The following is a 26,292-nucleotide window of genomic DNA, read 5'->3' on the forward strand; positions in this document are numbered from 1 at the left end:
CCTGTTACCTGATATATGTAACGACGCCCTCTTTACGTTTGGGGGCCCCATACTTATGGGCGGGATCTTTATATCCTAAGGCTATGCTGTAAAGAGCTTCATAGCCTTCAGGTACGCCTATGGCTTTCAGTTCTTCTGGTGTGGCTACAGCAAAAAAGAAACCAGAAAAGCCGATCCAGCATGTCCCTATGTTGAGGGATTCAGCGGCGATGAGCATGTTTTCTATTGCGGCGGAACAGTCTGCAATGGGTTTTAGCAGGGAATCGGCATTTTTCTTTCCTGAAATGACAATAATAGCAGGGGCATGATAATAAATATGATATCCTTCTTTTTCCCCCATTTTACGTATCCACTCCACAGAATATTTTTTCATGAGAGCCACCGTTTTATCGCTGATCATGTCAATTAACTCTTTGTTTTGAATAACACTAAAATGCCACGGTTGATTATTGTGCCCGCTAGGAGCCCAAGTGCCGGCTTCCACAATGAGCGAAAGCTCTTCGTCGTTTATTTGTAGTGGCAAGTAACGCCTGATGCTTCGTCGATTTTTAATGGTTTCAATTACGAGATTCATTATTAAATTCACTCCCCTCTATTGCATTTCTTGATTTTTTATTATAAACCAATGATACGTATATTAGTTTTGTATGAAAGGGTAAAAATAAAAAATTGCTCGAGCGAGAAAGGGGGAGATCGCATGACTGTTGACTTTTCAGCAGTATACATGGGAGTGGAATTAAAGAACCCGGTCATCGTAGGAGCGAGCGGCATTACATCAAACCTTGAAACGATTCGTCAAGTAGAAGACGCCGGGGCGGGCGGGATGGTGATCAAGTCTCTTTTTGAAGAACAGATTGCCCTGGAAGCCCTTGCGTTGGAGCACGAGTTAACAGACGATGATGAGCGTCATGCTGAAATGATTGCTCTTCATCCCGGGATTGCCCACGGGGGGCCAGAAGAACATCTCATGTGGGTGAAAAAAGTTGTGAAGGGAGCACGAATTCCTATTTTTGCAAGCTTGAATGCGGGGCAAAAAAGCGTATGGGTCGAGTGGGCTGAAAAATTGAGTCAGACAGGAGTTCAGGGCCTTGAGCTTAACCTTTACATTATGCCTGTTGATAGCCATCTTAGTGGTGAAGATATTGAGAAGAAGCAATTCGCTATGGTGGAAGAAGTTTTACGTGTGGTTTCCATTCCAGTGGCAGTAAAAATCAGCCCATACTATACAAATCCTCTTCACGTTGTTTCTACCTTTGATAAAATAGGTGTAAAGGGGCATGTCCTGTTCAATAGTTTTTTCAATCCTGACATTGACCCTGATAAACAGATGGAAGTTCGGGATATTACCATGAGCCACGAAACTGATTCCCGCCTGCCTCTTCGTTTTATGGCCCTTCTTTACGGGGCAGTTGAGGGGTCGCTCTGTGCGAATCGGGGAATCTTTTCTGGAAGAGATGTAGTAAAAATGCTTCTCGCGGGGGCAGACTGTGTGCAGGTTGTCAGCACCCTCTACAAAAATGGCATTAATTCGCTGAAAACCATGATTGAGGACATAGAACAGTGGATGGATAAAAATGGTTATGAGATTCTTGACGAATTTAAAGGCAAGCTAAGTAAAAAGAGAGCCCATGATCCCTACGCTTGGGAACGGGCCCAATATGTGGATATTTTAATGCGCCACGAATCGCCGTTTTTGTCCCGTCCAGAGATATAAAAGAGTAATTTTATGATGAGCAAGAGAAAGGCGGGAGCACTTCTTTGAGCCCCCGCCTTTCTTTATCAGTTTTTAAAGGCTTCTGTGCTGAGATATTTGTCTCCTCGATCGCAGGCAATGGTGACTACGGTATCATCGGGAGTAAACTGTTTGGCTGTCTGAATGGCTGCCCAGACGTTGGCTCCTGTGGAAATGCCGCAAAAGAGACCATGGGTACGAGCAAGCCAGCGGGTTGTTTCGAGGGCGGCATCATCTTCCACGGTTTTAATCTCTGTCAATATCTCTTTTTTTAGAACGGCAGGAGCAAATCCAGCACCTATGCCCTGTATTTTATGAGGCCCGGCTTCCCCTCCGCTTAGAACAGGGCTGCCGGCAGGTTCTACCCCTACTATATGAATTGCCGGCCAGACTGCTTTGAGGACGGCCCCTGTTCCTGAAATAGTTCCTCCCGATCCAATGCCCGCAACAAAAGCGGAAATGGGCAGCCCCTCCATATCTGTTAGAATTTCAGGGGCGGTAGTTACAGAATGGGCCCAGGAATTTCCGGGATTGCTGAATTGGTCGGGCATATAGGCGCCGGGCGTTTCGTCAAGTATATGTCGTGCCAGGGCGATGGCCCCCCTCATTCCTTCTTTGGCTGGAGAAAGATGAAGTTCAGCACCATAGGCAGCCAGAACAGACCGACGCTCCTGAGACATGGATTCCGGCATGGTGAGAATCACTTTCAGGCCCAAAGCCTGTCCTAGCATGGCCAGGGCGATGCCAGTATTTCCAGACGTAGGTTCTACAATGACGGTCTCATCCCTGAGCAGCCCTTTTTCTTCTGCGTGGCGAAGCATTCCCCAGGCAGCCCTGTCTTTTACGGAGCCCCCAATATTTGTTCCCTCCAGCTTAATGGCAATAGCTGCGCCTTGATTGCTGGGGCGAAAAACAAACAGAGGTGTGCGGCCTATACGTTTTCTCAAAGCAATCCGATCTGTTTTAAAGGTCATTCTATGCAGCCTCCTTTTTGAGGTAGTTTTTAAGTATTTCAAGTTCCTGTTCCAGCATTTCGATACGGTCAAGCAAAACTTTGCTCGAAAGGGAAGTGCGCTGGTCGTGATGTTTAATGCGGACATTAGCTGGAATTCCTACAACCGTTGAGCCAGCCTCCACATTCCGTACCACTACAGCTCCGGCTCCTATTTTGGCTCCTTCCCCTACTGTAATATTGCCAAGCAGTTTCGCTCCTGCTCCAATCATTACGTTATCATGCACGGTGGGGTGGCGCTTGCCTCTTTCTTTTCCAGTTCCGCCTAACGTTACGCCATGAAAAAGTTTTACGTTGTTTCCTATTTCCGCTGTTTCACCGATAACGATCCCCATACCATGGTCGATGAAAAACCTTTTTCCGATCTTGGCTCCCGGATGAATCTCTATTCCTGTCAGCCATCGCATGACATGACTTAAAAGTCGGGGTAAAAAGGGAATATGCAGCGTTGCATGTAAAAAATGTATGATCCGGTGGGCGAGGATAGCATGAAGGCCAGGGTAGCAAAAAACAACCTCTAGCCACCCCCATATGCCACCCTTAAAAGCCGGGTCGTTATCCCCTACAGCTCTGACATCGGCTTTTACCGTATTCCAAACATCTAATATAGAAGAAACAAAAATTTTCATTTATATGACACCTCCTGAAATTGAACTGATTTTCGTAACAGCAGTAGATACAGTCGCATTCCATAGGCATCACTTCCTTTCCTGTACAAAAAAAGCGGACTTGCCACTTTCGACAAGCCCGCTGTATATACATTCTCTACAATTATGGTATGGAACGAAGCATTTCTTCGGCTACAACGGGCATTATACCCACCGCAGCCTTTGTTGCGCTACGGGGAGACTGTTAGATCGTCCTCCCACAACAACATATATTCATAGCATTTATAACCAACAGAAATCTCCCCTTCCAAGAAGTAAACTATACGAAAGGCGATAGCATTTGTCAAGACAGGACGATTTCCCTAATGTAGACGGGCCAGAATGTCTTCCCCCACAGAGGAAGCGGTGCCTTCACCGCCGAACTCTATAGGCATTCTTTTAACTTCCGTACCTTTAAGAAAGTCACAGACAGCTTTCTCTATGGAAGCAGCAGCCCCTTTCTCTCCCAGATGATCAAGCAAAAGTGCACCAGAAAGAATGGCTGCAAGAGGGTTTGCTTTTTTTGTGCCTGCAATATCAGGGGCAGATCCATGAATGGGTTCGAACATAGAAAGAGAATCACCGATATCCGCACCTGCGGCAACACCAAGCCCCCCGGTTAGACCGGCGAGGAGGTCGCTTACAATATCTCCGAACATGTTGGGAGCGAGGATGACATTGTAAAGATCAGGCCTTCGAACAAGATGGTAGCACATGGCATCAACGTTGATAACAGAGACTTCTACGCCATGTTGTTGTGCTTCATCCTTTGCCATATTTTCCCAAAAGCCGTATATCTGGGGAAGGGCATTTGATTTCGAAACAAGGGTTATAACTTCTTCTCCTCTCGATTTTGCTGCTTCACAAGCATAGGCTGTAACTCTGCGAATTCCAGGCTCGGAAGCTATCCCCAGCTGGAAAGCTCCCTCTATTTTCCCTTCGAAGTCTCCCGTTAGTTTCCCATGGATGGAATAGAGCTTTCTTTTCGCGGCAAGGTCAAGATCTATATGACCAGCCTCAGTTTTTCCGCCTATGCCAATGTAAAAATCCTCTGTATTTTCCCGAACAACGAGGGTGTCAAGGGTTTTACCGCCCTTGATCTCAATAGGCAGGGGAACTTTCGGATAGCTCTTTGCCGGTCGAAGGTTGACATACTGGTCGAAATGAAAGCGAAGGTTCAGCAAAATTCCCCGCTCAAGAATGCCGGGTTTTACTCTGGGATCACCAACGGCTCCTAAGAAGAGGGCATGACACGAAGCCATTTCTTCTATAGCGGAGGAAGGAAGAGTTTCGCCAGTCCGAAGATAATAATCCGCGCCGAAAGGGTAATCCACCCACTCGATTGCGAAGTTCCACTTGTTTCCAGTTGCTTCAAGAATCTTAGAAGCTTCTCCAATCACCTCAGGGCCGATGCCGTCTCCTGCAATACGGGCAATAGAATATCTTTTAAAACTCATTTTTCCACCCTCTCTGATCTCAGTTGTTCTTTTACATAGGGGACAAGACCGCCCCGTTCAATGAGTTCCTGTAAAAAAGGCGAAAAAGGAGTGACGGAAAAGACTTTTCCCTTCGTTCTGTTTTCGATGGTTCCCGTTTCGGTGTTAATTTCAATCTCGTCTCCTGTTTCGATAGAATCCGCTGCTTCGGGGCATTCAAATATAGGAAGGCCTACATTGATGGCGTTCCTAAAGAAAATGCGGGCAAAAGAGGCGGCTATGACACAGCTGCATCCGGCTCCCTTAATGGCAAGAGGTGCGTGTTCTCGTGAAGAACCACAACCAAAGTTCTCTTTCGCAACGATCATGTCTCCCGAATTCACTCTTTTGTAAAAATCAACATCTATATCCTCCATACAATGTTTACCTAATTCTTTTTCATTGCTTGATGTAAGATACCTGGCGGGTATGATGACATCTGTATCGATATGGTTGCCGTATGCCCAGGCTTTACCTTTGATAGTATGAGACATTTCTATTTCCCCTCCAGTCTGGTGAAAAATTCATGTGTTGCTATATCTCTTGGATCGGTCAATTTGCCGGTCACAGCACTTGCTGCTGCCACAAGGGGACTCGCTAAAATAAGCTCGCTTTTTGAATGTCCCATTCGACCGACGAAGTTTCGGTTGCTTGTTGAAATGCACCGTTCCCCATTGGCAAGAATGCCCATATGCCCTCCAAGACAGGGGCCGCAGGTTGGAGTACATACCACTGCCCCGGCATCTGCAAATATTTTGATATACCCTTTCTCCAGGGCCTGATTATAAACTTCATAAGAAGCGGGAATCACAATACATCTCACATTGTCAGCCACTTTTTTCCCTTCCAAAAGAAGAGCGGCCATCTCAATATCCCTAAACCTTCCATTGGTACATGATCCGATAAAGACCTGATGGATATGGAAGGGCCGGCATGCTCTTACAGCCTTCACGTTATCTGGTGAGTGGGGTAGGGCCACAACAGGTTCCATATTGGTTACGTCGATAGTTTCTCTTCGTAAATAACTAGCCTGGGCATGGGGGTACAAAGGGGTGAAACGTCGACTTGCCCGCTTTGAAGCGTATTCCAGCATGGTCTGGTCGGGCACAAAGATACCGGCTTTCCCACCTGCCTCTACGGCCATATTGGCGATGGTAAAGCGATCATCCATGGGAAGGCAGGAAAGAGCTTCTCCTCCAAACTCAAGGGCCATGTAGCGGGCTCCTTGAACGCCGATTCGCCCCAAAAGGGCCAGGATCATATCTTTTCCCGTCACCCAGCCTGGCCTTTCCCCTACAAAATCGACTCTCAGCGTGGGAGGAACTCTTAGCCATGTTTCTCCCAAAGCCCATACGGCGGCGAGGTCAGTGCTTCCCATGCCGGTGGAAAGGGCGCCAAGGGCCCCGCCGGTGCAAGTGTGGCTGTCAGCGCCGGTAACAATGTCTCCAGGGAGGATGTATCCCTGCTCCGGCAGAAAGGCGTGTTCAACGCCTACCCGGCCTACTTCCCAGTAGAGCATTTTTTGTGATTGTGCAAATTCCTTCCCTTTCTTTGCCTGTTCAGCAGAGGCAATGTCCTTGTTTGGGGTGAAGTGGTCGGGCAGCACCGCACAACGAAGGGGGTCAAACACCTTCTCTGCGCCCATAGCCTTGAATGACTGTATAGCCGGTGGGGTTGTAATATCATTGGCAAAGGCGAAATCTACTCTAACCTTGCAAATTTCACCTTCTTGGGGGGAACCCGTACTGTGAGCTGCAATAATTGTACTAACCAGCGTTCTTGCCATAGATAGACACTCCTTTTGTGACTGCTTTTTGAAAAAGATGGTTTATGCCGTCAATATAGGCTTTGATACTTGCATCGATAACGTCTGTACTGGCTCCTCGGCCATTGACCACAAGTCCTTCAAACTGAAGAGTGATCCTGGCCTCTCCAATGGCATCAGAAGCCTCAGTTACAGAGCGGATGGAGTAATGCTCGAGTTTTGGCCGAAACCCTATGATTCGCTGAATGGCCGAATAGGCGGCATCCACAGGCCCATTCCCGGTAGCAGCGTCAGAAAACTCTTGGCCGCCATCTTCCAGAGAGATGGCAGCAGATCCCCACCCTTTTCCCACGTGAACGTGAAAGTTCTTGAGAACAATACGTTTGGTTGCAGGGCCAGCGAGAATTTCATTGGTAATCATGGCTTCAATATCTTCTGACGTGATGATTTCTTTTCTGTCGCAAAGATGCTTGAAAAGGGCCATGGCCTCTGTAAGGCGATCTTCGGAAAGAGAGAAGCCCAGGTCTTCTACCTGTTTTTTGAAAGCGTGTTTTCCTGAATGTTTTCCAAGAACAAGGCGGCTTCCCGGCGCTCCGACATCTTCAGGGTTCATAATTTCGTAAGTGGCCTTGTTGCATAAAACCCCATGTTGATGAATACCTGCTTCATGGGCAAAGGCGTTGGCCCCGACCACGGCTTTATTCGGCGGAACCGCAAATCCGGTCATCCGCGAAACGAGGGAGCTTACCGCCCATAAACGTTTTGTATCGAGGCCTGTTTCATATCTAAAACGGTCCTTTCTCGTCCGAAGGGCCATGACGATCTCTTCAAGAGAGGTGTTTCCCGCTCGTTCACCCAGCCCGTTTATTGTGCATTCCACCTGCCGGGCTCCGGCTTTAATAGCCGCAAGAGAGTTGGCGACAGCAAGCCCCAGATCGTTGTGGCAATGGACCGACCATATTACATTCTGTATTCCTGTTGCTGCGATGACATTTTTAACAAAGGTTTCAAATTCTCCGGGTTCAGCGTATCCTACGGTATCGGGGATATTGAGGGTGGTGGCCCCACACTCTGCTGCGGTACGGAATACTTCAGCTAAAAAGGCGGGCTCGGAGCGGCTAGCGTCTTCTGCGGAAAATTCAACCCTTTCCATAAGGCTTCTGGCATACGACACCCCCTGGCGAACCTCATTCAGAACTTCCTCAGGGGTCATTCTGAGCTTATATTCCATATGGATTGGGCTTGTGGCGATAAAAGTATGGATCATAGGGCGTGCTGCATTCTTTAAAGCTTCGTAGGCTTCACCAATGTCCTCCCTTTTTGTCCTGGCGAGTCCTGCGACTATAGAGGTTGAAACCTGATTGGCTATACATTTAACAGCTTCAAAATCTCCAGAAGAAGCGGCAGGGAATCCTGCTTCAATAACATGAACCCTCATTTTTTCAAGCTGAAGGGCTATTTGAAGTTTCTCGTCTTTATTGAGGTTGATGCCCGCTGCCTGTTCTCCGTCCCTTAGTGTCGTGTCGAAAATACGAATCTGTTCTTGTACGTTCATTATTACATCTCCCTTCTGTTCATTCCTTTCCTTGTCTGGGCAAAAGAATAAAAAAAGGCCGGGACCCCTTTAAAAGAGGTCCCGGCCTGAGTATGCCAGAATGCAGCTATAAGGCTGCCGGCGTTCCAGGCAGGAACCAGCAACCGAGGAGGAGGGACAGAGAGGAAACAGCATGCATATTTTTATTCTCATAACGTTCTTTCATTTGCGTTTCCCTCCTCATTTAGATTTGAAAATTTTTTTATAATGGAGCCATTCTATGAAGAATGGCCCACTCTGTCAATACTATACTGTTTATTCCTCGACTCCCTGCACAAGAAGCCCTTTCAAATAGTTTGTTTCCGGAATCTCAAGGGCAATAGGGTGGTCTTCAGGCTGGTATCCTTCCCGCACTATGCGGAAAGCCTGTCTTCTATCTACGGCAGCATCTCTTAACACTTCGATAAGCATCTGTCTGCTGAAAGCATGGCTGCAGCAGAGATAAAGAAGCACTCCCTCGGGGCGAAGAAGGCGATAGGCGCGAAGAGCCAACTCCTTATAGCCTCGACGGGCAGATTCTATCTGGGCCTTGCCGGGCGAAAAGGGTGGGGGATCCATAATAATGATGTCGTAAAGTTTTTTCTCCCCCTCTAGTCGACGCAGCTCGTCGAAGGCGTTACCATGACGAAGGTCGACATCTTTGGAGGAAAGGCCATTCATCTGTAGGTTCTCTCTATACACTGCAAGGGCTTCTTCCGATTGTTCCACAGCTGTGACAGATCGTGCTCCCCAATGAAGAGCATGAAGGCCAAAATGTCCCTGGAAGCAGAAACAGTCTAACACATCCGCTTCGGAAGAAATATTCTTAAAAAGAAAAGGAAGATTTCGCACATCAAGATAAAGGCCTGTTTTCTGTCCCGCTAGAGGGTAGACCCGCTCCTTTATTTCTCCAAAGGAAATATCGATACAGTTTTGAGGGGGAAGCTTCCCCCATAGAAGGCGAATTTCCCTGGGAATACCCTCCTGCTCAAGATAGCGGACATCATTTCGCAAAACAACCCCCTCAAGGGGAAGAAGGGCTAGAAGAGAATCTACTACCATGCTGCGATGTTTGTACCAGCCGGCAGACAGTAATTGTACACTGGCTATAGGTCCATATATGTCTACGATCAATCCTGGTAGTCCATCAGATTCACTATGAACCAAACGAAAGGCTTCAGCTTTGCTGAGCCACCGTTTACGAAAAGCGAGGCTTTTTTCTAGGCGAAAAGCGAGAAGTCTTTGAATATCAGGTTTTTGAGAGCCGAAGGCAAGCACCCGTGTACAAAGAGAGCCAGCACTCCAAAATCCCCACCCTTCAATTCTTCCTCGGTTGTTGTGAAGAGACACAAGATCCCCTGGTTCTGCGAGGGGGGATGAAGCCAGATGCCCTTTAAAGATCCAGGGATGTTTCTTGTTCAAGCGCTCAAGGCCGGTCTTGTTTACAATAGCGCCCTTTATCTTGTTCATAGGATTTTTCACCATCTTTAATGGGGACCCACGAAGCAGGGTCCCCACATAATCTTTATTACCCGTTACTAAATTATTATAGATGATTTTTAGGACGATATCGTTGAAGCTTCGATAAGTTTTTGGAAACCCTTCCCCAATAGACCGATGCCGAACCGCCGTAGTAGCGGCCCAGGGCCTTTTCGGGAGAGCCGTAGGCTCTAAGATACCTTGAAATAAGCAGGCATCCCGCAGCAATTCCCTTGTCGGCAGTATAAAGCTCTTTTTCACTATGGATACCGTTAGCGCGCAGCAAGTTTTCGTGTATCCTCCACGTTACTTGCATAACGCCAGCAGCGCCGTAAGAACTTCTTGCGTCAGGGTTAAAGTGACTTTCCGTGTTTGCTACAGCTACTACCAGATCAAGGGGTGCCCCGTATTTAGTGGAGTATCTCATAAAAGCAGCGGCTTCTTGTGCAGCTACATCTCTCGGGATGGCCGGATTTTGTTTTTGTATAAAATGTGTCAGCATGTTCATGGTTTTTATGGAATCCTGAATGGTATGAGAAAGGGAAATAAATGGGGTTGAATGTTTAGACAGGACTTCTGAAAAATGGTTGGTCACAAATCGACCTATCTGATAAAAAGATGCGGCGGCGGGTTCAGAAACCCAATCGTGAAGCTGAATTTTTTGGGACTGTATTGTCTCCTTTCTATTGCGGGGCATAAAATGAATATAACGATTTCCTGCAGTAAAGGCTATCAGCCCGGCCATGGAGAGCAGCAAAACAGTGAGGACCATTTTTTGAATGCTTTTCCTCAATCTGTTTCCCTCCTTTCAGAGTTCGGAAAATTAAAAGCCCTTCATGTTTTGGCATGAAAGGCAATAAGAGATTATATCCATCAAGAGGAGATGTGCAAGTTTTGTAGTTCCTTATTAATTTGCTACAAATCATGTTATTGAAAACGTTCTTTTTTTAAAATACCGCGATTAGTCTGAAAAAATGGCGCAAAGCGTGTAGAATAAAGAGAAAAAAAGAACTAATTATGAAAGCATGAAGTATGTAGTATAATTTATACATAAATATTTTGCGTTGTCATTGTCATTAATCTGATGTTTATAGGAGGCAAAAGGTTGCAATGAGGCTTTTAACTTTTAGAGGAGGGGCCCACCCTCCAGACAATAAACATTGGACATCCGAAAAACCTATTGAAGACTTATGGCCCATGGGAGATTTCGTTTATCCTATGGGACAGCATATTGGGGCGCCCTGTAAGCCTGTAGTTGAAAAAGGGGATCGGGTTCTTGTCGGGCAAAAAATAGGGGAACCCCAGGGGCCGGTTTCAGCTGCCGTATATTCAAGTGTTTCTGGCACGGTAAAGAATATAGCTGAATTGCCAACTCCTCCTGGCATGGATGTCATGTCAGTCGTAATTGAAAATGATGGCCTCTATGAAGAGGCGGGGCCTCTTATGTCCCGATCATTTGAGGATCTTGCTCCTGATGAGCTTCGAGCCATTATAAAGGATGCAGGGATTGTCGGTATGGGTGGTGCATGTTTCCCCGCCCATATAAAATTGACGCCTCCCGCAGATAGGCCTATAGACCACGTTATTATAAACGGCGCAGAGTGTGAGCCCTATCTTACTTCCGACTATCGCATGATGCTTGAGGAGCCAGATAAGATAGCGGAAGGCGCCCGCATCCTTCTACAAATATTCCCCCAGGCCCATCTGCATATGGCTATTGAAGATAACAAGCCGGAGGCCATAAGAAAAATGACAGAAGCATTTAAAGGAATAGACAGGGCTTCTGTGGATGTTTTGAAGACTAAATATCCTCAAGGCGGCGAAAAACAGCTGATATTTGCCGTTGCAGGGAGGGAAGTGCCCTCGGGCAAGCTCCCTGCCGATGCCGGCTGCGTTGTAACTAATACCTATACTGTTTATGAGATTCGCAACGCTGTTGTGACCGGGCGAACGTCCCTTTCCCGGATAGTTACTGTTTCAGGAGATGCAGTTGCCACTCCCAAAAACCTGAGGGTCCGTCTGGGAACATCCTTCAGAGAGGTCATAGAGGCAGCGGGCGGTTTTGTTACGCCTCCCATCAAAGTGCTGGCTGGAGGCCCTATGATGGGAATGTCTATCAATAGTCTTGATGTGCCGGTGGTCAAGGGAACGTCGGGGATCATCGCTCTTTCAGAAAAGGCGGCTCCGTTGAATGAAGAATACTCTTGCATCCGGTGCGGCCGATGTGTTGAGGCCTGTCCCATGGGACTTCTTCCCTTTAAGCTGAATGCTCTCTCTCTGAAGAGCGATTACACGGGTTTTAAGAATAATGGCGGAATGAACTGCATCGAGTGTGGCTCCTGCTCCTTTATGTGCCCTTCCAAAAGGCATCTGGTGCAATCTTGCCGAGAGGCAAAGCGATCTGTCATAGCAGCCATGAAGAGAAAGGGGTAACGTGAAAGATGACTGAAAAAAAACTTGTAGTTGCATCATCTCCCCATTTTCGGGCCCATGCTACTGTGCAGACAATAATGGGCGATGTTCTTATTGCCCTTGCTCCAGCATTGGCAGCGGCATTGTATTTTTTTGGATTTAAGGCTTTTACGGTTATAGCTGTTTGTGTTCTTGCCAGTGTTATTTCAGAAGCTGCATGGCAAAAACTAATGGGGCATCCCCAAACAATCAAGGATTTAAGCGCCGTGGTAACAGGGCTTCTTCTAGCCTTTAACCTCCCTCCCACAGTTCCTCTCTGGCTTGCCGCTTTCGGGAGCATATTTGCCATTATTGTGGTGAAGCACTTTTTTGGGGGGATCGGACAAAATATAGTTAACCCCGCCCTTGCTGCCCGTGCGATGCTTTTAGCCTCGTGGCCGGTGGCGATGACGACCTGGGCCGTCGATGGGATGACAACGGCAACACCCCTCGCTTTGTTGAAAGAGGGGGCTGTTGCAATCCTTCCTACCTTTAGCGATGTTTTTATAGGCCATGTGGGGGGATGTTTAGGAGAGACCTCGGCATTGGCCCTTTTGCTTGGCGGCGCCTATCTTCTCTGGCGCAAGGTGATCAGTTGGCACATACCTGTTATATATATTTCCACTGTCTTTGTTCTTACAGCACTATTGGGACGGGAGGGCTGGATGACGGGGAATCCTCTTTATGAGATCTTTCTTGGAGGGTTGATGGTAGGAGCCTTTTTTATGGCAACCGATTACACCACCTCTCCAATGACAAAAAAAGGGCAAGTCATATTTGCTTCGGGTTGCGGTATTCTAACAACCCTAATCCGGTTATACGGGGGATACGCAGAAGGCGTTTCATATTCGATTCTCATAATGAACCTTTTTGTTCCCCTCATTGACAAGGTAACCGTTCCACGGATTTTTGGAGAGGTGAGATAAAAGTGAAGAACATATGCAAACTAGGAGTTATTCTATTTATAATAACAGCTTCCGCAGGGTTTCTTCTTGGAGGAATCCATGGAGTTACGGAAGAGCCCATTGCCCGCCTTCTTGAAAAGGAAAAACTTGACGCCATGAGATCCACTCTCCCTACGGCGGAAGAATTTAAGCGAATCAGCCCGATCATTTCTGCTCAAAGCATAATTCACGAAGTGAACGCTGGCTACAGCAATGGGAAAATCGTAGGCTACAACATAAAGATCTCTCCCAAAGGATATGGGGGAGTGATTGACATGATGGTGGGCGTTTCCATAGATGGCACCCTTCGAGGGATTCAGATTCTCTCTCATGCTGAAACTCCGGGATTAGGTGCGGAAGCGGGAAAACCAGCCTTCTCAAACCAGTTCGTGGATCGACAGGGGGAGGGGATAGCTTTGGTGAAGGGAAAACCTTCTAAAGACAATGAAATACAGGCGCTGACAGGAGCTACTATTACATCAAAGGCTGTGACTGATGGTGTAAATGAGGCATTGGCCTTTTTCCGATCCAGTCTAAAGGGGGAAGGGGCATAATGGGAATGGTTTTAGAGAGGCTCAAAAACGGAATAATAAAGAACAATCCCATCTTTGTGCAAGTTATTGGAATGTGCCCAACCCTTGCTGTAACAACGAGTGCAGAAAATGGCCTTGCAATGGGTCTTGCAGCTACGGTCGTTCTCATGGGGTCCAATATGGCTATCTCAGCTTTGAAGCGATTTATCCCTGACGAAGTGAGAATTCCGGCATTCATTATTATTATTGCTACCTTTGTGACCCTCATTCAATTTTTTATGCAAGCATTCCTTCCAGGGCTGAATAAAGCTTTAGGGATATTTATTCCACTTATAGTGGTTAACTGCATTATTTTGGGCCGGGCAGAAGCCCATGCATCAAAAAATAGTGTAGTGTCCTCTCTTTTTGATGCCATTGGCATGGGCCTTGGCTTTACATTAGCCTTGGTTGTTCTCGGTTCCATCCGCGAACTTTTAGGTTCTGGATCTCTATTTGGGGCCCAGCTCCTTCCAGCAGGGTACAGCCCAGCCCTTATTATGATTCTTGCGCCAGGTGGTTTTTTAACCCTCGGGATACTTATGGCCCTTATAAACTACATAAACACGAGAAGAAAAAAAGAGAACAAGAGAATAAGCCATTTCGCTGATGCGTAAAGTTTAGTTGTAAAGGGGAAATTCAGATGAGCTTCTTTGCCATATTTATTGATGCTTTTTTAGTTCATAATATTGTTCTTTCAAGGTTTTTAGGAATTTGTGCCTTCCTTGGCGTTTCTAACAGCGTGGCAACAGCCGTGGGAATGGGGCTCGCTGTTGTATTTGTTACGACGTTTTCCTCCCTCATGACATGGATCGTATATAATCTTATCCTTGTACCTTTGGGTATTACCTATCTCTATACATTGGCCTTTATTCTCGTTATCGCGGCTCTTGTCCAGTTTGTGGAGATGGTGGTTCGAAAAAAGTGGGAATCTCTTTACTGGGCTCTTGGCATTTACCTGCCTCTCATCACGACGAATTGCGCTGTATTGGGTGTAGCGGTTATCAATATGAATGAAGGATACACCTTGCTCCAGGCCATAGCCCATTCCCTTGGCGCCTCCCTCGGTTTTTTGCTTGCTATTGTTTTAATGTCAGGCTTGCGAGAGCGGTTTCAGGACAATACGAATATGCCCAAAGCATTGCGTGGCTTGCCCATAAGTCTTGTCACTGCGGCTTTAATGTCCATAGCATTTTTAGGCTTTAACGGATTGTTCTCCTAGGAAGGAGGCGCAGAATGATAAATTCTCTTATTTACCCCGCGCTAAGTCTTGGGGGATTAGGATTGTTTTTTGGGTTATTGCTGGGGTTTTCAGCCAGAAAGTTTGCGGTACAGGTTGATCCTAGAATTGCTCGGATCAAAGATGCTCTGCCGGGAGGAAACTGTGGAGGGTGTGGGTATGCGGGTTGTGACGCCTATGCTTCAGCTGTTGTTTCCGGGCAGGCGGCCCCTAATAAATGTACGGCAGGGGGGGCCGAAACAGCTGAGAAAATTGCAGCCATCCTCGGTGTTGATGCTGGAAGTTTTGTTCAAAAAGTTGCCTTTGTAAAATGTGCCGGTTCCAGGGCCAAGGCGAAAGAGATATCTCTTTACGAAGGGGTGCTCGATTGCAGAAAGGCCACTGTAGTGCCGGGAGGCGGGACTAAAGCGTGTAAAAATGGATGTCTGGGATTTGGAAGCTGTGTTACCGCCTGTGCTTTTGATGCAATATCAGTGGAAGACGGGGTTGCCGTAGTGGACGAAAGCCTTTGTACCGGTTGCGGAGCCTGTGTAGCGGCCTGTCCCCGTGACGTGATTACTCTTATCCCCGCCGATCAGGCAATGCGGGTGCTGTGTAATTCTACCAAGAAGGGAGCAGGTGTAAAGAACATCTGCGCAGTGGGATGTATCGGATGCGGACTCTGCGCGAAGCTATGTCCTTCCCAGGCCATCACGATGAAAGATAATTTGCCTGTCATAAATCCGGACCTTTGCACGGGATGTAAAATCTGTGCCATGAAGTGCCCCGCGCGGGCCATTGTCATTGTTGAAGGATGAAAAAGAAAAACAGCTGGCAGGCTAAAGTGAGATTAACAAGTTCCGGGGAAGGTTAGAGAATCCCCGGAACTTGTTTTATGCGACTGCTGAGAAGTGAAGCCAAAAAACCTGTACCGTATCCCGTAATAACGCCTGATACAAGAAGTACGGGCAGGTAGAGGAAGACATAGAGATTTTGAATTATAAGTACGATGACAATAAGCTGTCCAATGTTGTGGCTTATAGCTCCAGCAATGCTTATATAAGGCAGCGTAACCGATTCTTTAAAGCGCCTATGAAGTTCTATCATAACGAGGCAGCTTAAAAGCCCTCCGGTAAAGCTGCAGAGGAAAGAAATAGCATTCCCTGTGAAAAAGGCCCCTAGCCCAACGCGAAGGAGCGTCACCATAAGGGCTTCTTTCCATCCGTACAGGTCCAGGGCCATAAGGGTGATAATATTGGCCAGGCCCAGCTTTATGCCGGGAAAAACCATGGGGATCTGGGCTTCTGCCACATGGATGGTAAGAGCTAGCCCTACGAGAAGCCCTATGACGATCATGGCCTTTAACTTCGCTCTTAGCATAGAGACTCCTTCTTTCTAATGAGATAGTGCATCAGGTCCCTCGCCAGCGGGACCGATGATGGTTATAGAGAGCTTATAGGGCAGGCAAACTGCCGTTTCCCCAGGCCTTGATAGCCAGCCTGTCTTTACACACTGCTGATGAGGACAGGTAGCTTCAAGAAAACGAATTCTTCCAGGCTCAATTCTGATGACACTCTGTTCTTCACCCTTGTGGATGACCCAGTCTTCAGAGGCGAGAATATCCTTAAGGGAGATCTCCCGCAATTTCTCGCCGTTTTGCTCTACAAGTGCCACAGGTTTATTTTTGTTAAGGTGGCTTCTATAGAGCAAATTCCCGGCAGAGCTTAAAACTAGAAGAAATAGCACGGCGGTCAGAATAATTTTATTTCCCTTTTTCATAGGTATATTCCTTGTTGGTCAGTTTAAAAAAATCATCCATTCCAGCAGTGCCGTAAATCTTTTTTTCTTTTGTCACCACAAGGGCTTCCACTCCTTCAATGGAGCTCGCAAGCTTCAATCCCTCTTCTTTTCCCAGAACAAAAAGGGCAGTGGAAAGAGCATCGCCGTCGATCGATCGATCTGAAAGAATAGTAACGCTTAAAAGGCCCGATTCAGCAGGATATCCTGTGGCTGGATCAAAGATATGGTGATAACGTTTTCCATCTTTTTCAAAAAAACGTTCGTAATTACCAGATGTTACCACCGATTTATTTGAAACTCTAAGAACCCCCAGATATTGCCCCCTGGGCTCTAGCGGGTTCTGAACCCCTACGTTCCAGAGAGTGCTGTCTGGTTTGGTCCCAAGGACGAAAATATTTCCTCCTAAATCGACCAAAGCACTTTTTATACCTTTTCTTTTTAGAATAGCAACAACTTCATCTGCTGCATACCCCTTGGCGATTCCTCCCAAATCAAGATGTTGACCCGAACGGGGAAGACGAATGCTCATATTTTTTCTATCTAGTTGAACCTCTTCATAGCCAATAAGCGAAACAGCGTTGGCTATCTCCTCTTCTGAAGGAAGACGTTCTTCTGGTGTTCCTATTCCCCAGAGATTAACTAACCCCCCAATAGTTGGCTCAAAGGTTCCAGAACTTTTATAGGCATAGTCAATGGCCTTTTCGACAACATAGAACGTATCTTCGTGAACAGGTACAAATGAAGAGCCAGAGGACACATTAACCTTGTAAATATCTGAGTTAGGATCGTGTGTCGACATATGAACTTCGATATCGTGAATGCGTGACAAGGCTTTTTCGAGAGCTTGGTTTGCATCTTTGCCCCAAATCTGAAAGTGGAGAATGGTACCTAGAGCGTAGCTTGTTTGTTCCAAAGGATGAGGCCTCTTAACCGACTTCATGAAAAAGATTGCAAGAAAAAGTATTATGCCAAGAATGACTGCCAAAAAAACTTTTTTCAAAATCCGCACCTCTATTGTTTCTGAATTCTTGTGCTCTTTTTTCAAAATCCGCACTTCTATTGTTTCTGAATTCTTGTGCTCTTTATTGTACGTGGATTGGATGAATATGGCTACTTAATAACAAAAAAACTCTAAAAGCCCTCTGCCGCTTCTTCTATGAAGCAAGTCTTTTGCAACTTCTTTCCAAAAGAAACGTAACGATCAGAGTGTTGTTACTGTTTTTATTGCAAATATTAATTATTCCATTTTATATATAATTATACATAAACAAATATATTTTTATATTTAAACTTTTTCTATTTACTTTGACTTTGTTATCAAAATAACATATTCTATATTTAGAAGTTGTTTGCATTCTTTATACAATATATGCATAGGGAGGTATTTGCCGTGGAAGTAATTGACGTTATAAGAAGTGTTAATAATGTTCTGTGGGGTTACGTTCTTATTTTCCTTCTTTGCGGAACTGGTGTTTATTTTACTTTTCGCCTTAATTTTGTTCAAATACGCAAATTTGGAGTTGTCTGCAAAAATGCTTTTGGCGGTATAACCCTTTTCGGAGAAAAAGCCGGAAAAGAGGGAATGTCATCTTTTCAATCTTTGGCTACAGCTATAGCTGCACAAGTTGGAACTGGAAACCTTGCCGGAGCTGCTACGGCCATTGCTTCCGGGGGGCCGGGAGCAATATTCTGGATGTGGATCAGCGCCTTCTTTGGTATGAGCACCATTTTCTCTGAGGCCGTACTTGCTCAAACATATAAAGAGAAAGACATTGACGGTCAGATCGTTGGAGGCCCTGCCTATTATATTAGTCGAGGTTTCGGAAGCAAGGGATTAGCTGTTTTCTTCGCTATCGCAATTATTATTGCTCTTGGTTTTATAGGAAACATGGTTCAGTCAAACTCTATAAGCGATGCTTTCCAGACAGCATTTAATCTTCCCGCTCTCTATGTCGGAATTGCTCTTGCAATCTTGGCTGGGCTCATTTTCTTTGGCGGCATCAGCCGCATCGCTTCTTTTACAGAGAAGGCCGTTCCTATTATGGCTCTTATGTATCTTATTGGCGGTGTTGTTGTCCTCGCAATGAATGTTGATGCTATTCTACCGGCCATAAAGATGATTTTTTACGGAGCCTTTAATCCGAAAGCCGCTACGGGAGGAATTATCGGCGTAGGTGTAAAAGAAGCGGTTCGTTACGGTGTTGCGCGCGGGCTCTTTTCCAATGAAGCTGGTATGGGATCCACTCCTCATGCTCACGCTGTTGCTAAAGTAAAACACCCTGCACAACAGGGATTAGTTGCCATTATGGGAGTGTTTATCGATACATTCATCGTTCTTAACATAACAGCTTTTGTCATTCTTACAACAGGTGTTCTTGACGGTAAGACAACGGGAATAGCTTTAACTCAGGCTGGTTTTACTCAAGCCCTCGGAGGATTTGGAAATATCTTTGTAGCTATTTGCCTGCTTTTCTTTGCCTTCTCAACTATTATCGGTTGGTACTTTTTCGGAGAAGCGAATATCCGCTACTTATTTGGAATCAAGGGATTAACTCCTTATCGAATTCTCGTTATGATTTTCATCGTTATCGGGTCAACTATGAAAGTAGATCTTGTCTGGGAGCTTGCTGATACCTTTAACGGCTTGATGGTTATCCCCAACCTTATTGCCGTCCTTGGTTTGGCTAAAGTTGTATCGAAAGCTCTCGATGACTATGACAACGATGGAATGCTGAAGAGTAGCAAGTAGAACCAATTAGATTCACTTTCCCACAGACATTCTATTTTGGACACTCCACCAAAAAACGGGACGGTTTTTAAACCGCCCCGTTCCTCATTAATTACGTTATTGAATTGCATTTCCTAATTGCTGAAGAAGGGATTCCAGCTGTTTCATCATTTCGCCGTATCTGTTCCAATTTCCTTCTTTTAGAGCCTTTTGTGCCTGTTCCCACGTATGCTGGGCCTGTTGAACCAGCTCTTTTATAGCCCCATCATAAAGAAGAGGCTTTTCTTCCCCAGCTTCTTCTTTTGCTGGCAGGGGAGGTTTTGTTGAAGTTTTCCCTTCTCTCTTCCCAAGAAGCTTTTCGAGGGCTTCATCAAGACGTTCCCCCCATTCCACCCTGCCTCCTGTGGAAACAATAACCCTCTTGAGTTCTGGAAGGTCGCTGTTTTCAGCTCTCAAATAGAGAGGCTGGACGTAAAGAACGGCGTCTTCAATGGGGATGACCATAATATTGCCCTTGATCACATCAGAACCTCTCTGGCTCCACAGAGAGAGCTGAGAAGATATCTCTGGATGCTGATTAGTGAGGGCCTCGACCTGGGCAGGGCCATAAATCAACTTTTGCTTGGGGAAGGTATAGACAAGGAGCTCTCCATATTTTTCACCGTCACATCGTCCTGCCATCCAGGCAATCATATTGTCTCTTCCCACGGGCATAAAAGGCGCAATGAGCGCGAACTCTGCCGGTTGCCCATCTCCCAGTTTCATAATCATATAGTGAGCTGCGAGAGGTTCAGTGCCGTCGCTACCTCTGTAGGTTTGCCACACGTCTTCTTTATTATAGAAGGTGTTGGGATCGAGCATATGGTATGTTTTAAGAGTTTCACTCTGGATAGAGAACATATCCTTGGGGTAACGGATATGTTCTCTTAAGTTCTTCGGCATTTCCTCAATAGAGCTAAAGAGGGAGGGAAAAATCTGTTTCCATGTTTTGATAAGAGGATCATTTTCATTGACGATGTAAAAACGCATAGTTCCGTCATAGGCGTCAACTGTGGCTTTTACGCTGTTGCGAATGTAATTAATTTTAAAATAGCCCCTTCTATCTCCCATAGATATAGAAATAGGTTCTGAGTAGGGATAGCGGTCTGTCGTGGTATAGGCATCCTGCATCCAGACAAGGCGGCCGTCATGGATCACCAGATAGGGATCAGAATCATAGAGAAGGAATGGGGCTACTCGGCGAAGCCGCTGTTGCACATTCCGATAGAAAAGTATTCTGCTTTCAGGGGTGAAGACGGAGGTGAACAGAATTTTGGAATCGCCATATCTCATGGCAAAAAGCATTCGCCTGAAAAAGGATCCGATAGAAACTCCGCCGGAGCCTTCGTAGGTAGTGCGGACATTGGATGTCCCCATGGGATAGTCGAACTCTTTTTCTGTGGTTTTTACAAATATATAGGAGTCAGGCTTTTCTCCAAAATAAATCTGAGGTCGACTGAGATCCACTGGAATATGCACCCGTGGAGGCAAGTTCTCAACCCAGAGTATGGGAAGGCCGCTAGGGCTGACTTCATTTACAGGGTTCATGACAATGCCATATCCGTGGGTGAATTCCACGTGCTGGTTTACCCAAGTAGGGTTCTGCAGACTCTTAAGATCAAGTTCCCTGGCTGCTATCATAACCTGCCTGTACTCTTCATCGAAGCGATATCTATCAATATCAACGTCAATAAAGTCGTAGTATGAGCGAATTTCCTGCAGCTGTTTAAAACTTCTAAGAAGAGGGCGGGAATCCCATAAGCGGACATTCTGCATGGATTCCTTATTTTGCTCCAGCTTATCCCATGTTGCTTCTGACTCAGGAAGAATAGAAACGTTCTTTAGCTTATCGAGTCCGTAAGCATGGAGAGTCGCTTCAATATTGTATTCAATAAAAGGGCGCTCCTTGTCAAATTCATTGGGTTCTACAACATATTTCTGGATAACCTCAGGATAAATGCCGCGTAAAAGGACAGAAGCAACCACCAGCATCCCAAGGGTAGCGACAGAAAACTTCCACGTACTCCTATAAATTCCCACCACAAGAAGTATGGCAACAAGAAGTGTAAGCCCCGTCATAACGTTAAGGGCCAGAAGATCGGCATGCATATCTGTATAGCTGGCGCCAAAGGCTACCCCTCTTGGAGAGTATAGAAGGTTGAATCGTTCAAGCCAAAATCCGGCCCCCCAAAGAAGAGCAAGGGCGGCGACAAGTAAAGAGAGGTGTTTGAATACTGATTGGGGCACCGTTTGCCTGTTCCCCGCAAAAAGAGGAACTATCACAAAGGCGTAGAGTGCGCCTGATCCAATAAGGCTTAGAATAAGAATGCCCATTCCCCACTCCTGCATGAAAGACCAGAATGGCAAATGATAGATATAGAAGGCAACATTTTTGCCAAAAATAGGGTCAGAGATCTCAAAGGGATTGCTGTGAAGAAATCGCAGAATCATATCCCAGTGTTTCTGTGTGGAGAATCCGTTCATCAAAGCTAAAATGCCGGCTCCTATAAAAACAGCGGAAGAGGTAAGTGTTTTAGGAAAATTGCCGAAAGGCGAATCTTCGGGGAGAAGCTTCAATGTATTACGCCTGGCAATACGGAAGTTTAAAAAAAGCAGCGCAAAAGAAACAACAGTTGCCACCGCAAATAAAATCCACTTTGGCACAAGCATGGTCCAAAAAACAGCTGTCTGCTCCAGGGCTTCAAACCAGAGATAATCGGTATAGAAGTGACCCAGGGAGGGAATAGCCAAAAAGACGATAACCACACATGCGGCCAGAAGCCAGATAAATTTCTTTCCTCCGGGAAAGACTGGAAATTTTACCTTGCGGCGAGGTGTTGCTTCTTCATTGTTAAACCATTCATCTTCAGAAAACGGATTATATTTAGTCATAACTCTATTCTAACGAACTTTTGACTTCCGTCAAAAAAGTTTTTACAGAACAGATAGGATATAATAAATTAAATCAAAAGATACTGGAGGGAGTGTATGATGGTGGAGGAATTCAGACTCCAAAGTATTGGTGTCATCCGGTCGCCATTTCGTCAGAGAAAAGGAATGCCCATTCAGCCTGCGGGAGCCCGGGGCATTAGGGGCACCGTTGAAGTGCTGCCTAAATATGAGAAAGGACTGCAGGATCTTGAGGGTTTCTCTCACATCTATCTACTGTATTGGTTTCATCTTTCTGAAGGGTACGACCTTACAGTAAAACCTTTTATGGATTCGGAATATCGTGGGATATTTGCCACCAGGGCACCTAGAAGGCCCAACCAGATAGGGCTTTCTATCGTTCGCCTTGTATCGATAAAAGGGAACACCCTGTATATTGAAGATATAGATATTCTTGATGGGACACCTCTTCTCGATATAAAACCCTTTGTACCGGAATTTGATATTTTCAATAGAACTTTTCGCTCTGGCTGGCTTGAAAAACAGGCTGTAAAGGCAGAAGAAGTTAAATCAGACGAGCGTTTTAGCGGTTAGCACAAGGTTTTTATAGACAGGAAAGCTAAATTTTTCACTTTTGATCAAGACATTGAACATATCTTCTGTATTTTTTATAATTAGGGGGCCATAGCGTGGAATTTGCATATGGAAAGGATGGTAAAAAAATAATGAAAAAGATCATTGCGTCACCGGATGCGCCCAAAGCAGTTGGTCCATACTCACAAGCTGTCATGGTTGGTGGCTTTCTTTTTGCCTCAGGACAGCTTCCCGTTGATCCAGCAACCGGCAAGATGGTAGAAGGAGACATCCAGACACAGTTTCATCAGCTCATGAAAAATGTTACAGCGGTATTGAAAGAAGCGGGACTTACCTTTGACGACGTGGTAAAAACAACCATTTTCCTGACTGATATGGGTAACTTTGCCGCCGTCAATGCGGTCTATGCTGAATATTTTAAAGGCGATAAGCCAGCCCGTTCTTGTGTCCAAGTAGCTGCTTTACCTCTTGGCGGAGAAGTGGAAATGGAACTTATTGCCTGTCAGAAGTAGAGAGAAAAGAAAGATGTGATGTAATGGGGGCATCTTTTTTGATGGCCCCATTTTTTATTTTAAAGATTGGATTCAACCAGAAGAAATGGTTAAGCCAAAAATAAACAAAAATAGATACTCAAATTAAAGGAGGAAGTAAAATGTTTACTGTTAAGGAGTTTTTACGCTCTGAAGTAAAACCAGCCCTCGGATGTACCGAGCCTGGTGCGGTGGCGTTGGCTGTCGCCCGGGCGTGGAAAGAAGCTGACTGTGAGTGTGTAAGAGATGTAGAAGTAACAGTTAGCAGCAGCATTTATAAGAATGGAATAGCAGTAGGTATTCCTGGAACAAATGGCCTGAAGGGCAATGTTGTAGCAGCAGCTCTGGCAGCTGTTTGCGGCAACCCCGAGTACGGTCTTGAGGTTTTACGAGATTGTTCGGAAGAAGCAGTGCAGAAGGCACAAGATCTTGTAGGAGAAGGAAAAGTAAAGATTATAGCAGACATGAATAGACACGGTGTTTATGTCAAAGCAGTAGTTACTACAGCACATCACCTATCTGAATGTGTTATTGAAGGAAGTCACACGAATATCATCAAAGTTACCCTCGATGGTAAATCTCGATACACTCTCCAGGGAATTTCCCAGAATACCCAGAAGAATGAAGAAAAAAGCATTTCCGATCAAATAAAAGCCATGACTTATAGCGAAACTGTGCGTCTTATTGAAGATTTAGACGAAGAAGACGTAGATTACGTCATGGAAGGCGTACGCATGAATATGGAGATTGCCAGACTAGGGCTTGATACAACAAGAAAATTAGGGCTCGGAGTAGGAAAAACCATGATGAAATTTGCCGGAGATGGCACAGACCTCCGTACCCTTGGAGATAAAGTAAAAGCTATTTCTGCAGCAGCAGCAGATGCCAGGATGTCGGGAGCCTCTCTCCCTGTCATGAGCAGCGCTGGCAGCGGCAACCATGGCATAACAGCCATCCTTCCCGTTTCTATTGTGGCAGAGCACTATCAGAAGAGCAGAGAAGAAACAGCCAGGGCCATCGCCCTGAGTCACCTGACCACAAGCTTTATAAAAAGTCGCATGGGGCGGCTTAGCCCAGTATGCGGTTGTAGCGTAGCAGCAGGAGCCGGCGCAGCTGCTGGCATGACTTTTCTTCTTTCCGGCGACCTTCATAAAGCAGAGAAGGCCGTTGAAATACTCGTCAGCAATCTTGTGGGAATGTTATGTGATGGCGCCAAAGATACATGTGCTCTTAAGGTGGGAACAGGAGCCTATGAGGCCTACTGTGCTGCCATGATCGTGCTCGAGGGGAACGAACTTGACGGCCCCCAAGGAGTAGTGGGCGAAACCATTGAAAAAACAATAGAGAACGCATCGGCGATCAATATCGAGGGCATGATAGACGTTGATAGAATCATCATAGAATTCGTTTCAAAGCGATATGCTGACGAGGAAGCATTAAAGAACGCAGTGTCATAAGATAGAGGATACTAAAAAACAAAAAGAGCGGAGCTTCCTTTTAAGGAAAAGCTCCGCTCTTTAACTCATATATCGTGTTATTTTTCTATGCAGGCCAAGGCTCTGGCGATGCGGTCCAGCCCTTCCTTTATGAGGGCCCTGGGCGTTGCTATATTGATGCGCATAAAGCCCTCTCCGCCTTTTCCAAACCATGCGCCATTATTCATGGCTACCCGCGCCTTATTGATCAGCAGATCGAAAAGGGCACCATTTGAAAGGCCAAGGCCCCGGCAATCAAGGAAGGGGACATAGGTAGCCTCTGGCCGAACCAGCTTTATGGAAGGAATATTTTCCTTCAAATAGTCTTCAATAAAATTTACATTGCCTTCAAGATATTCGATAAGCGCCTCCAGCCAAGGCTCTCCCTTGCTGTACGCTGCTTCCAGGGCAAAAGTTCCAAAGATATTCCCGCTGTCAATGTGAAGAAAATCTAGAACAGTTGTGTAATTATCACGAATCCTCTTATTGGGAATGATAATGGCTGACGTTGATAACCCCGCAATATTGAAAGTCTTGCTTGGTGCGATACAGGTAATGGTTCTTGCGGCAAGCTCTGGTGAGAGAGATGCTATTGGAACATGACGGAATCCTTTAAAAACAATATCTGAATGAATCTCGTCCGAAACAATAATGAGGTCGTGACGTCCGCAGATTTCGCCTAATCTTTTAAGTTCTTCCTCTGTCCATACCCGCCCAACAGGATTGTGAGGATTGCAGAGAAAGAGCATCTTCACCGAAGAATCTATCTTTTTCTCAAGATCGTCAAAATCCATTTCAAATCGGCCGTCACGAAATACCAGCGGGTTTTCTACAACTCGGCGTCCCCGTCCATTTACAGCGCTGTAAAAAGGAGGGTATACGGGAGGCTGAACCAGAATGCCGTCTCCAGGCTGGGTAAAGGCAAGAACAGACATAGAAAGGGCCGGCACAACGCCAGGAGCGTGACGGATCCAATTAGCTTCGATCTTCCAGCCATGTCTTTTGTCAACCCACTGGACTATTGAATCGAAATAACTATCCGTTCTGCCGGTATAGCCGAAAATACCGTGGTCCACCCGCTCTTTCAGCACCTCTATCACTTCTGGAGGGGCTGTAAAATCCATATCAGCCACCCACATGGCAAGGAGGTCATCACGGCCAAACTTATCTTTTAGAAAGTCCCATTTCTCACACGAGGTATGGTGCCGATCAATAATTGCATCGAAATTATATTTTCCCACTGCTTTCACCTCCGCAGAATCTGTTGCTTTTTTTGATATAGCATTAATGATATCATGTTACACCCTGGGAGGAATAACGCTCCAAAATATGATTGAGCCTCCAGTCTCATGCCAAAAACCTATGGCGTGG

The 26,292-nt window shown here is 45.9% G+C and carries 25 protein-coding genes; 11 read left to right on the forward strand and 14 right to left on the reverse strand.

Annotated features, from left to right (window positions below):
- Positions 1-4: 4 nt before the first annotated feature.
- Positions 5-574 (reverse strand): nitroreductase family protein, encoded by a 570-nt coding sequence (locus tag AMICO_RS00450; RefSeq protein WP_013047508.1) that lies wholly within the window; start codon positions 572-574, stop codon positions 5-7.
- Between the two features lie 123 nt (positions 575-697).
- Here AMICO_RS00450 and AMICO_RS00455 point away from each other — a divergent pair, with 123 nt between their 5' ends.
- Positions 698-1,714 carry a dihydroorotate dehydrogenase-like protein gene (locus AMICO_RS00455; protein WP_013047509.1) on the forward strand — a complete coding sequence of 339 codons (1,017 nt, stop codon included), beginning with the start codon at positions 698-700 and terminating at the stop codon, positions 1,712-1,714.
- A gap of 65 nt (positions 1,715-1,779) precedes the next feature.
- Here AMICO_RS00455 and cysK read toward each other — a convergent pair whose 3' ends face one another.
- The 8 genes from cysK to AMICO_RS09735 all read right to left on the reverse strand — a co-directional run bounded on the left by cysK (position 1,780) and on the right by AMICO_RS09735 (position 10,476).
- Complete coding sequence (gene cysK, locus AMICO_RS00460) at positions 1,780-2,706, reverse strand: cysteine synthase A (RefSeq protein ID WP_013047510.1); 927 nt, start codon at positions 2,704-2,706, stop codon at positions 1,780-1,782.
- A gap of 1 nt (position 2,707) precedes the next feature.
- On the reverse strand, positions 2,708-3,373 hold the full coding sequence (gene cysE, locus AMICO_RS00465) for a serine O-acetyltransferase (protein ID WP_013047511.1): 666 nt from the start codon (positions 3,371-3,373) through the stop codon (positions 2,708-2,710).
- A gap of 341 nt (positions 3,374-3,714) precedes the next feature.
- Positions 3,715-4,848, reverse strand: coding sequence for an isocitrate/isopropylmalate dehydrogenase family protein (locus AMICO_RS00470; protein WP_013047512.1), 1,134 nt, complete (start codon positions 4,846-4,848; stop codon positions 3,715-3,717).
- Entirely contained in the window at positions 4,845-5,360 is a 516-nt protein-coding gene (locus AMICO_RS00475) for a 3-isopropylmalate dehydratase small subunit (RefSeq protein WP_013047513.1), read from the reverse strand. Before AMICO_RS00475 ends, AMICO_RS00470 begins: the two co-directional genes overlap by 4 nt.
- Positions 5,361-5,362: 2 nt before the next feature.
- Complete coding sequence (locus AMICO_RS00480) at positions 5,363-6,652, reverse strand: 3-isopropylmalate dehydratase large subunit (protein WP_013047514.1); 1,290 nt, start codon at positions 6,650-6,652, stop codon at positions 5,363-5,365.
- Complete coding sequence (locus AMICO_RS00485) at positions 6,633-8,186, reverse strand: 2-isopropylmalate synthase (RefSeq protein WP_013047515.1); 1,554 nt, start codon at positions 8,184-8,186, stop codon at positions 6,633-6,635. The genes AMICO_RS00480 and AMICO_RS00485 overlap by 20 nt, the downstream gene beginning before the upstream one ends.
- Positions 8,187-8,480: 294 nt before the next feature.
- Positions 8,481-9,674, reverse strand: a complete 1,194-nt coding sequence (locus AMICO_RS00490) for a class I SAM-dependent rRNA methyltransferase (protein WP_052292773.1) — start codon at positions 9,672-9,674, stop codon at positions 8,481-8,483.
- A gap of 76 nt (positions 9,675-9,750) precedes the next feature.
- Entirely contained in the window at positions 9,751-10,476 is a 726-nt protein-coding gene (locus AMICO_RS09735; RefSeq protein WP_013047518.1) for a transglycosylase SLT domain-containing protein, read from the reverse strand.
- Between the two features lie 317 nt (positions 10,477-10,793).
- Between AMICO_RS09735 and rsxC the strand changes: the two genes are divergently transcribed.
- The 6 genes from rsxC to AMICO_RS10340 are packed head-to-tail and all read left to right on the forward strand — an operon-like array spanning position 10,794 to position 15,684.
- Entirely contained in the window at positions 10,794-12,116 is a 1,323-nt protein-coding gene (gene rsxC, locus AMICO_RS00500; RefSeq protein ID WP_013047519.1) for an electron transport complex subunit RsxC, read from the forward strand.
- Positions 12,117-12,124: 8 nt separating this feature from the next.
- On the forward strand, positions 12,125-13,060 hold the full coding sequence (locus tag AMICO_RS00505; RefSeq protein ID WP_013047520.1) for an RnfABCDGE type electron transport complex subunit D: 936 nt from the start codon (positions 12,125-12,127) through the stop codon (positions 13,058-13,060).
- Positions 13,061-13,062: 2 nt separating this feature from the next.
- Positions 13,063-13,632: an RnfABCDGE type electron transport complex subunit G gene (locus tag AMICO_RS00510; protein WP_013047521.1), complete on the forward strand. Its 570-nt coding sequence runs from the start codon at positions 13,063-13,065 to the stop codon at positions 13,630-13,632.
- The gene (gene rsxE / locus AMICO_RS00515) at positions 13,632-14,264 is read left to right on the forward strand and encodes an electron transport complex subunit RsxE (protein WP_013047522.1); all 633 of its coding nucleotides are present in this window, start codon (positions 13,632-13,634) and stop codon (positions 14,262-14,264) included. Before AMICO_RS00510 ends, rsxE begins: the two co-directional genes overlap by 1 nt.
- 26 nt (positions 14,265-14,290) lie before the next feature.
- A complete protein-coding gene (locus AMICO_RS00520; protein ID WP_013047523.1) occupies positions 14,291-14,869 on the forward strand; it encodes an electron transport complex protein RnfA in 579 nt (192 codons plus the stop codon).
- 14 nt (positions 14,870-14,883) lie between these two features.
- A complete protein-coding gene (locus tag AMICO_RS10340) occupies positions 14,884-15,684 on the forward strand; it encodes an RnfABCDGE type electron transport complex subunit B (protein ID WP_013047524.1) in 801 nt (266 codons plus the stop codon).
- 52 nt (positions 15,685-15,736) lie between these two features.
- On the opposite strand, the gene AMICO_RS00530 is transcribed toward AMICO_RS10340, so the two are convergent.
- From AMICO_RS00530 to AMICO_RS00540, 3 genes are read right to left on the reverse strand one after another with little or no spacing between them, the layout of a single operon-like run.
- On the reverse strand, positions 15,737-16,246 hold the full coding sequence (locus tag AMICO_RS00530; RefSeq protein ID WP_013047525.1) for a Gx transporter family protein: 510 nt from the start codon (positions 16,244-16,246) through the stop codon (positions 15,737-15,739).
- A 15-nt stretch (positions 16,247-16,261) separates the two neighbouring features.
- Entirely contained in the window at positions 16,262-16,645 is a 384-nt protein-coding gene (locus AMICO_RS00535; protein WP_013047526.1) for a NusG domain II-containing protein, read from the reverse strand.
- Positions 16,629-17,666: an FAD:protein FMN transferase gene (locus AMICO_RS00540; RefSeq protein WP_013047527.1), complete on the reverse strand. Its 1,038-nt coding sequence runs from the start codon at positions 17,664-17,666 to the stop codon at positions 16,629-16,631. Before AMICO_RS00540 ends, AMICO_RS00535 begins: the two co-directional genes overlap by 17 nt.
- A gap of 390 nt (positions 17,667-18,056) precedes the next feature.
- On the opposite strand from AMICO_RS00540, the gene AMICO_RS00545 reads away from it, so the two are divergent.
- On the forward strand, positions 18,057-19,415 hold the full coding sequence (locus AMICO_RS00545) for an alanine/glycine:cation symporter family protein (RefSeq protein WP_013047528.1): 1,359 nt from the start codon (positions 18,057-18,059) through the stop codon (positions 19,413-19,415).
- 96 nt (positions 19,416-19,511) lie between these two features.
- On the opposite strand, the gene AMICO_RS00550 is transcribed toward AMICO_RS00545, so the two are convergent.
- Positions 19,512-22,325 carry a UPF0182 family membrane protein gene (locus AMICO_RS00550; protein WP_013047529.1) on the reverse strand — a complete coding sequence of 938 codons (2,814 nt, stop codon included), beginning with the start codon at positions 22,323-22,325 and terminating at the stop codon, positions 19,512-19,514.
- A 96-nt stretch (positions 22,326-22,421) separates the two neighbouring features.
- Here AMICO_RS00550 and tsaA point away from each other — a divergent pair, with 96 nt between their 5' ends.
- The 3 genes from tsaA (at position 22,422) to AMICO_RS00565 (ending at position 24,903) form a co-directional block, all read left to right on the forward strand.
- Positions 22,422-22,916 carry a tRNA (N6-threonylcarbamoyladenosine(37)-N6)-methyltransferase TrmO gene (gene tsaA, locus AMICO_RS00555; protein WP_013047530.1) on the forward strand — a complete coding sequence of 165 codons (495 nt, stop codon included), beginning with the start codon at positions 22,422-22,424 and terminating at the stop codon, positions 22,914-22,916.
- Between the two features lie 95 nt (positions 22,917-23,011).
- Complete coding sequence (locus tag AMICO_RS00560) at positions 23,012-23,428, forward strand: RidA family protein (RefSeq protein WP_333593320.1); 417 nt, start codon at positions 23,012-23,014, stop codon at positions 23,426-23,428.
- A gap of 140 nt (positions 23,429-23,568) precedes the next feature.
- Positions 23,569-24,903, forward strand: coding sequence for an L-cysteine desulfidase family protein (locus AMICO_RS00565; protein WP_013047532.1), 1,335 nt, complete (start codon positions 23,569-23,571; stop codon positions 24,901-24,903).
- A 77-nt stretch (positions 24,904-24,980) separates the two neighbouring features.
- Here AMICO_RS00565 and AMICO_RS00570 read toward each other — a convergent pair whose 3' ends face one another.
- Entirely contained in the window at positions 24,981-26,162 is a 1,182-nt protein-coding gene (locus tag AMICO_RS00570) for a MalY/PatB family protein (RefSeq protein ID WP_013047533.1), read from the reverse strand.
- Positions 26,163-26,292 lie beyond the last annotated feature (130 nt).

The organism is Aminobacterium colombiense DSM 12261, from assembly GCF_000025885.1.
GTDB lineage: Bacteria > Synergistota > Synergistia > Synergistales > Aminobacteriaceae > Aminobacterium > Aminobacterium colombiense.

What these genes read in the sequence shown, in the direction of transcription:
- AMICO_RS00470 (WP_013047512.1), bottom strand. Translation starts at nt 4,848, where the DNA reads ATGAGTTTTAAAAGATATTCTATTGCCCGTATTGCAGGAGACGGCATC.
- AMICO_RS00530 (WP_013047525.1), bottom strand. Translation starts at nt 16,246, where the DNA reads ATGCTAAGAGCGAAGTTAAAGGCCATGATCGTCATAGGGCTTCTCGTA.
- AMICO_RS00535 (WP_013047526.1), bottom strand. Translation starts at nt 16,645, where the DNA reads ATGAAAAAGGGAAATAAAATTATTCTGACCGCCGTGCTATTTCTTCTA.
- AMICO_RS00490 (WP_052292773.1), bottom strand. Translation starts at nt 9,674, where the DNA reads ATGAACAAGATAAAGGGCGCTATTGTAAACAAGACCGGCCTTGAGCGC.
- cysK (WP_013047510.1), bottom strand. Translation starts at nt 2,706, where the DNA reads ATGACCTTTAAAACAGATCGGATTGCTTTGAGAAAACGTATAGGCCGC.
- cysE (WP_013047511.1), bottom strand. Translation starts at nt 3,373, where the DNA reads ATGAAAATTTTTGTTTCTTCTATATTAGATGTTTGGAATACGGTAAAA.
- rsxC (WP_013047519.1), top strand. Translation starts at nt 10,794, where the DNA reads ATGAGGCTTTTAACTTTTAGAGGAGGGGCCCACCCTCCAGACAATAAA.
- AMICO_RS00475 (WP_013047513.1), bottom strand. Translation starts at nt 5,360, where the DNA reads ATGTCTCATACTATCAAAGGTAAAGCCTGGGCATACGGCAACCATATC.
- AMICO_RS00485 (WP_013047515.1), bottom strand. Translation starts at nt 8,186, where the DNA reads ATGAACGTACAAGAACAGATTCGTATTTTCGACACGACACTAAGGGAC.
- AMICO_RS00565 (WP_013047532.1), top strand. Translation starts at nt 23,569, where the DNA reads ATGTTTACTGTTAAGGAGTTTTTACGCTCTGAAGTAAAACCAGCCCTC.
- rsxE (WP_013047522.1), top strand. Translation starts at nt 13,632, where the DNA reads ATGGGAATGGTTTTAGAGAGGCTCAAAAACGGAATAATAAAGAACAAT.
- AMICO_RS00550 (WP_013047529.1), bottom strand. Translation starts at nt 22,325, where the DNA reads ATGACTAAATATAATCCGTTTTCTGAAGATGAATGGTTTAACAATGAA.
- AMICO_RS00455 (WP_013047509.1), top strand. Translation starts at nt 698, where the DNA reads ATGACTGTTGACTTTTCAGCAGTATACATGGGAGTGGAATTAAAGAAC.
- AMICO_RS00505 (WP_013047520.1), top strand. Translation starts at nt 12,125, where the DNA reads ATGACTGAAAAAAAACTTGTAGTTGCATCATCTCCCCATTTTCGGGCC.
- tsaA (WP_013047530.1), top strand. Translation starts at nt 22,422, where the DNA reads ATGATGGTGGAGGAATTCAGACTCCAAAGTATTGGTGTCATCCGGTCG.
- AMICO_RS10340 (WP_013047524.1), top strand. Translation starts at nt 14,884, where the DNA reads ATGATAAATTCTCTTATTTACCCCGCGCTAAGTCTTGGGGGATTAGGA.
- AMICO_RS00520 (WP_013047523.1), top strand. Translation starts at nt 14,291, where the DNA reads ATGAGCTTCTTTGCCATATTTATTGATGCTTTTTTAGTTCATAATATT.
- AMICO_RS00450 (WP_013047508.1), bottom strand. Translation starts at nt 574, where the DNA reads ATGAATCTCGTAATTGAAACCATTAAAAATCGACGAAGCATCAGGCGT.
- AMICO_RS00480 (WP_013047514.1), bottom strand. Translation starts at nt 6,652, where the DNA reads ATGGCAAGAACGCTGGTTAGTACAATTATTGCAGCTCACAGTACGGGT.